This is a genomic window from Shimia sp. (assembly GCF_041624275.1).
GTDB lineage: Bacteria > Pseudomonadota > Alphaproteobacteria > Rhodobacterales > Rhodobacteraceae > Shimia.
Map to the genome: position 1 here is coordinate 1 of NZ_JBFJVE010000208.1, position 4,997 is coordinate 4,997.

Below are 4,997 nucleotides of genomic sequence, written 5' to 3' on the forward strand. Positions count from 1 at the left end.
CCAGTTACTACGACCTGCCCAGAAAACTGCGTGTGCGCCTGTCGGCACCGCCGCCGGATTACCGCTACGTCCAGGTTGCCGGCGATATCCTGCTGATCGCAATTGGCACCAGCATCGTGATCGACGCCATCGAGGACATCGCGCACTGAGTTTGCCGCAAGGACACGGGGTTTGAACTCAAGTTATCGCCCGTAACTCTCGTCGAAGTGAGGGCGGCGCCTCATCCGCGCCATTGGCCGGCAGCACGACGATGGAAATCCCGCGCCGCAAGAGCGCCACAAGGGCGGTTATGCCGGCAATGTCATTGGTCAGCGGCAGGGCGACGATGCTGCCGGGTCTGGCCCAGTCCCGGTCGCCCCAATCCGCGATCACGGCCTCGGCGCGCGCGTTCAACTCGCCATAGCCAAGGCGCCCGCGATCATCCGCGATCACGCTGTCCGCCGACTGTGAAATCCCGATGCCCGCCCCGCCGAGAAGATCGTCCATGCCATTGCGCCCCTGCTGAGTCACCACGACGATAACACATCCGAGCGCCGGGGCGGAATGGCGTGACAGGCGCGCAAGCGGCATGGCCGTTGCCCCTGCGGGCAAGGCGTTCAGCGCGGGAATGCGATGGAGAGATGGTGCCCCCACACGGACTCGAACCGCGGACCTACTGATTACAAATCAGTTGCTCTACCAGCTGAGCTATAGGGGCACTGCGCCGGGGTTTAAGCACTATACCCCCGTCCCGCAAGAGCAAAAACACTAGCGGTTGGCGCGGGCCAGGAAACCGACGGCGACCATGCCGACCAGGATGATGAGGATCGCGCCGGGGCTGGCATCGCCGAGGTTTTCAAGGCTCGCCTGGTCATGCACCCGGGTCGCCAGCGTGTCGTAGTTGAAGGGCCGCAGCAGCATCGTCGCCGGCAGTTCCTTGACGCAATCGACAAACACCAGCAGCAGCGCCGAGCCGACCGAGGCGCGGATCAGCGGGAAATAGATCTCGCGCAGGGTCTGGGCGCGGTTGCGCCCCAGAGACCGCGCCGCCAGCGGCAGATTGGGCGACACCCGCCCCAGCGCGCCATCCGCCGCCCCCTGGGCGATGGCGAAGAAGCGCACGCAATAGGCCAGCACCAGCGCAAAGGCCGAGCCGGTCAGCATCAGCCCGGTATCGAGCCCCAGCACCTGTTCGAGGAAATCCGCCAGCCGGTGGTCGATCACCGCCAGCGGGATCAGGATGCCGACCGCCAGCACCGCCCCCGGCGCCGCATAGCCGATGGTGGTCAGCGGCAGCAGCAGCTTGGGCAGCGTGCGCCCCGACAGCCGCACCCCGTAGACCAGGAACACCCCGGCCATCACCGTCACCAGCGCCGCTGTGCCGCCGACGGTGACGGTGTTGAACAGCGCCCGCAGCAGCCCCGGATCGCTCCAGCGCTCGGCACTGTCCAGCGCATGCGACAGGATCACCGCGACCGGCAGCACGAAGCCGACCGCCAGCGGCACCAGACAGGCCAGCGTCGCCAGCCAGCCCCAGACCAGCCCCAGATCGGCCCGCGTCGCCGGGCGGTGGCGGGTCGACAGGCTGAAGAACTGCAGCTTGCGGCGGCTGGTCTTTTCCAGCGTCACCAGCACGATCACCAGCATCAGCACCACGCAGGCGATCTGCGCCGCGCCGCCGGCGTTGTTGCTTTCCAGCCAGACGCTGAAGATGCCGGTGGTCAGGGTCTGCACCGCGAAATAGTCGACGGTGCCGAAATCATTCACCGTTTCCATCATCACGATGGCGGTGCCGGCGGCGATCGCCGGGCGCGCCAGCGGCAGCCCGACCCGCCAGAAGCGTTCCAGGGCCCCGGCCCCGAGCGAGCGCGCCACCTCTTCGCCGGCGCCCGACTGCTCGCGGAAGGCGGCGCGGGCCAGGATATAGACATAAGGGTACATCGACACCGACAGCACGATGATCGCCGCCCCCATCGAGCGGATCTCGGGGAACCAGTAGTCGCGGGCGGTCTGCCAGCCGAACATGTCGCGCATCGCGGTCTGCACCGGCCCGGCATATTCAAGGAAATCGACCAGCGCATAGGCCCCGACATAGGCCGGAATGCCCAGCGGCAACAGCAGCGCCCATTGCAGCCAGCCGAGGCCCGGAAACCGGTAGCGGCTGACCAGCCAGGCGGCGCCGGTGCCCATGCTGGCGGCGAGAAACCCGACGCTGACCATCAGCACCAGCGTGTTGCGCATGTAGCGGGGCAACGTGGTCGAGATCAGGTGGCCCCAGATGTTCTCGGTCGGGTTGAGCGCCATCCAGAACACCGCGAGGATCGGCGCGACGACGATCACGCAGATCACCGCCGCCCCCAGCGACCAGGGGCTGATCTCGCGCAGCGAGAGGGATTTTCGGGCTTTGACAGTATCGGTCCGGGTCATGTGGCCTGTGTTGCCCGAAACTGGTACCACTGTCCAGAATCGAAGATATAATGCGACAGGCCAAACAGGTTCCAGGGCAGCGATGCAGATAGCTTTACACACAGGGGCGCATTACACGGACGATGACAAGCTCCTGAAATCCCTAGGGAAAAACCGTGATTTTCTGGCCGAACGCGGGATTTCCCTGCCCAAGCCGCGCAGCTATAGAAAAACCATCCGCGACCATCTGAACGCGGCCCGGGCGGCGGGGCCGCAGGACGGTGCGCGCGACGCAGTGCTTGCAGGCATGATCGACAATTCGGTCGAGGCCCCCGACCGTCTGGTCCTGTCCAACAGCAATTTCTTCTGCGTGCCGCGACTGGCGATCCGCGACAATATCTACTACCCGCAGGCCGACGAGCGGCTTCAGGATTTCTGCAACCTGTTTCCCGGCGACGAGATCGAGGTCTTCATGGCCATCCGCAACCCGGCGACCTTCCTGCCGGCGCTGAACGCGGCCACCCCCGAGCGCAGCGACGCCGAGATGACCCTCGGGCTCGAGCCGACGGCGCTGCGCTGGTCGGAGCTGGTGCACCGGATGCGGCTGGGTGCGCCCAATGTGGCGCTGACGGTCTGGTGCAACGAAGACACGCCGATGATCTGGGAGCAGCTGATGCGCGAGCTTTCGGGCATCGAGGCCACGGCGCCGATGGCCGGCGGCGACGACCTTCTGCACGAGATCATGTCGCCCGAGGGGCTCGAACGCTTCGACAGCTACATGGGCAATCACCCGGGAATGACCGAAATGCAGAAACGCCGCGTGATCGCGGCGTTCATGGACAAGTTCGCGCTCGAGGACGAGGTCGAGGAGGAACTGGATTTCAACGGCTGGACCGAGGATTATATCGACGTCCTGACCGAGATCTACGACGAGGACGTCTACGACATCTCGCGCATTCCGGGGGTGACGCTGATCACCCCCTGACCGCAGCCCGGACCGGCCCCGGCGCGCGGCTCAGACCATGCCCAGTGCTTCCTTGTACATCGCCAGCACCGCCTCTTCCTCGGCGATGTCGTTCTGGTCGCGCTTGCGCAGCGCCACCACCTTGCGGATCACCTTGGTGTCATAGCCCCGCGACTTGGCCTCGGCCATCACTTCCTTCTGCTGGTCGGCGATGTCCTTTTTCTCCAGGTCGAGACGTTCGATACGCTCGATAAACTGGCGCAGCTCATCTGCGGTGACACGGTAGCTGGCGTCGGGCGAATACTCGTTCATGGTAGCTCCTGAAGGCAAAGTCCGGAATGACTCGGGGCCGCAACCTAGCCGCCCGCCGCCGCCCCCGCAAGCCGGGTTTCGCCGCCTTGGCGGGAAAGTTCCGGCAGGCCGGCACGCCCTTCCCTTGCGGTGCGCGGCGCAATCCATTAGGCGAGGGCACGGATTGCGAAAGGAACGGATATGGTCTGGTTGGTTTGGGGCGGCGCCCTGGTGTCGGTGATCGGATTGCTCGGGCTGATCCTGTCGATCGTCAAGGTGGCCAAGGCCCGCAAGGCCGGCCTGTCCGACGAAGAGCTGCGCGCCGCCGTCCAGAAGGTGATGCCGCTCAACATGGGGGCGCTGTTTCTTTCGGTGATCGGCCTGATGATGGTGATCCTGGGCATCTTCCTCGGCTGATCGCGGCCCGGCGGCGGCGTGGTCCGCCCTGCTCAGCCGTTGAGGCTGTCGAAGGTCTCGCCGTTCTTGATCAGCTCGTCAAAGACCGGATCCGGGGTCCAGAATTCGGCCTCCTCGCCGGCGAAGACAGCAAGATCGTTCTTCAGGTGCAGCAGTCCCGACAGGTCGGCGGCCATCATCGGCCCGCCGCGCCAGCGCGGAAACCCATAGCCGTGCAGCATCACCGCGTCGATGTCCGAGGGGCAGCGCGCCACCCCCTGCCGCAGCAGCCGCGCCCCCTGGTTGACCATCGCCAGAAGACAGCGGCGCTGGATCTCCTCGGGATTGAAGCGGCGCGCGGTGATCCCCAAGCGCTCGCGTTCGGCGCGGATCAGCGCGATCACCTCGGGGTCCGCCCTGCCCTGCTCGGCGCCCTTTTCGTAAAGATAATAGCCCTTGCCGACACGGCGCCCGAAACGCCCCGCCGCGCAGAGCCGCCCGGCGATCCCGACCGGGGTCGCGGCATCGGCCGGCCCCTGCCGGCCCGGCGCCAGCCCGACCAGATCCTGCGCCCGGTAGGGGCCGGTGGCCATGCCATAGGCGACCATCGCCTCGTCGATCAGATAGGGGGTCGCGCCGGCCTCGAGCATCCTGTCGGCAGCATGGAGATAGGCCGCCATCATCGGCGCGCCGATCCCGGCGTCCGAGCCGGTGCGCACCGCGACCTTGCCCAGCCGCCGCGCCAGCCCCAGCGCCGTGGCAACAGTGTCGGGGGCGCAGTCCTCGCCGACGGCGATCTCGACCAGCCGCGTCGCATGGGCCGGAAACCGGAAGTACAGCCCCAGCACCGCCCCCCCGCGCCCGGATGCCTGCGCCAGTTCGGCAAGGTCGCTGCCCGCCGTCGAGGCCGCCAGCACCGCGCCCGGCCGCGCCACCTCGCCGAGGCTGGCGAACAGGTCGC

7 protein-coding genes and 1 tRNA gene are annotated in these 4,997 nt (G+C 66.8%); 3 read left to right on the plus strand and 5 right to left on the minus strand.

Features of this window, described 5'->3' with window-relative positions; genetic code table 11:
- Window positions 1–32 precede the first annotated feature (32 nt).
- Window positions 33–149, plus strand: coding sequence for an RcnB family protein (locus ABZD10_RS13610; protein ID WP_372887282.1), 117 nt, complete (start codon window positions 33–35; stop codon window positions 147–149).
- Between the two features lie 28 nt (window positions 150–177).
- Here ABZD10_RS13610 and ABZD10_RS13615 read toward each other — a convergent pair whose 3' ends face one another.
- The 3 genes from ABZD10_RS13615 to ABZD10_RS13625 all read right to left on the minus strand — a co-directional run bounded on the left by ABZD10_RS13615 (window position 178) and on the right by ABZD10_RS13625 (window position 2,406).
- Window positions 178–570, minus strand: coding sequence for a hypothetical protein (locus tag ABZD10_RS13615; RefSeq protein WP_372887270.1), 393 nt, complete (start codon window positions 568–570; stop codon window positions 178–180).
- Window positions 571–621: 51 nt separating this feature from the next.
- Window positions 622–697: transfer RNA gene (locus ABZD10_RS13620), tRNA-Thr, on the minus strand.
- 50 nt (window positions 698–747) lie between these two features.
- Window positions 748–2,406, minus strand: a complete 1,659-nt coding sequence (locus ABZD10_RS13625) for an ABC transporter permease (RefSeq protein ID WP_372887272.1) — start codon at window positions 2,404–2,406, stop codon at window positions 748–750.
- Window positions 2,407–2,488: 82 nt separating this feature from the next.
- Between ABZD10_RS13625 and ABZD10_RS13630 the strand changes: the two genes are divergently transcribed.
- Complete coding sequence (locus tag ABZD10_RS13630; RefSeq protein WP_372887274.1) at window positions 2,489–3,370, plus strand: hypothetical protein; 882 nt, start codon at window positions 2,489–2,491, stop codon at window positions 3,368–3,370.
- Window positions 3,371–3,400: 30 nt separating this feature from the next.
- Here ABZD10_RS13630 and ABZD10_RS13635 read toward each other — a convergent pair whose 3' ends face one another.
- Window positions 3,401–3,661, minus strand: coding sequence for a DUF2312 domain-containing protein (locus ABZD10_RS13635; RefSeq protein ID WP_372887276.1), 261 nt, complete (start codon window positions 3,659–3,661; stop codon window positions 3,401–3,403).
- 180 nt (window positions 3,662–3,841) lie between these two features.
- On the opposite strand from ABZD10_RS13635, the gene ABZD10_RS13640 reads away from it, so the two are divergent.
- On the plus strand, window positions 3,842–4,057 hold the full coding sequence (locus ABZD10_RS13640; protein ID WP_372887278.1) for a hypothetical protein: 216 nt from the start codon (window positions 3,842–3,844) through the stop codon (window positions 4,055–4,057).
- 32 nt (window positions 4,058–4,089) lie between these two features.
- On the opposite strand, the gene ABZD10_RS13645 is transcribed toward ABZD10_RS13640, so the two are convergent.
- Window positions 4,090–4,997, minus strand: a 908-nt coding sequence (locus ABZD10_RS13645; protein ID WP_372887280.1) for a 3-hydroxyacyl-CoA dehydrogenase family protein, incomplete at its 5' end; no start/stop codon positions are given.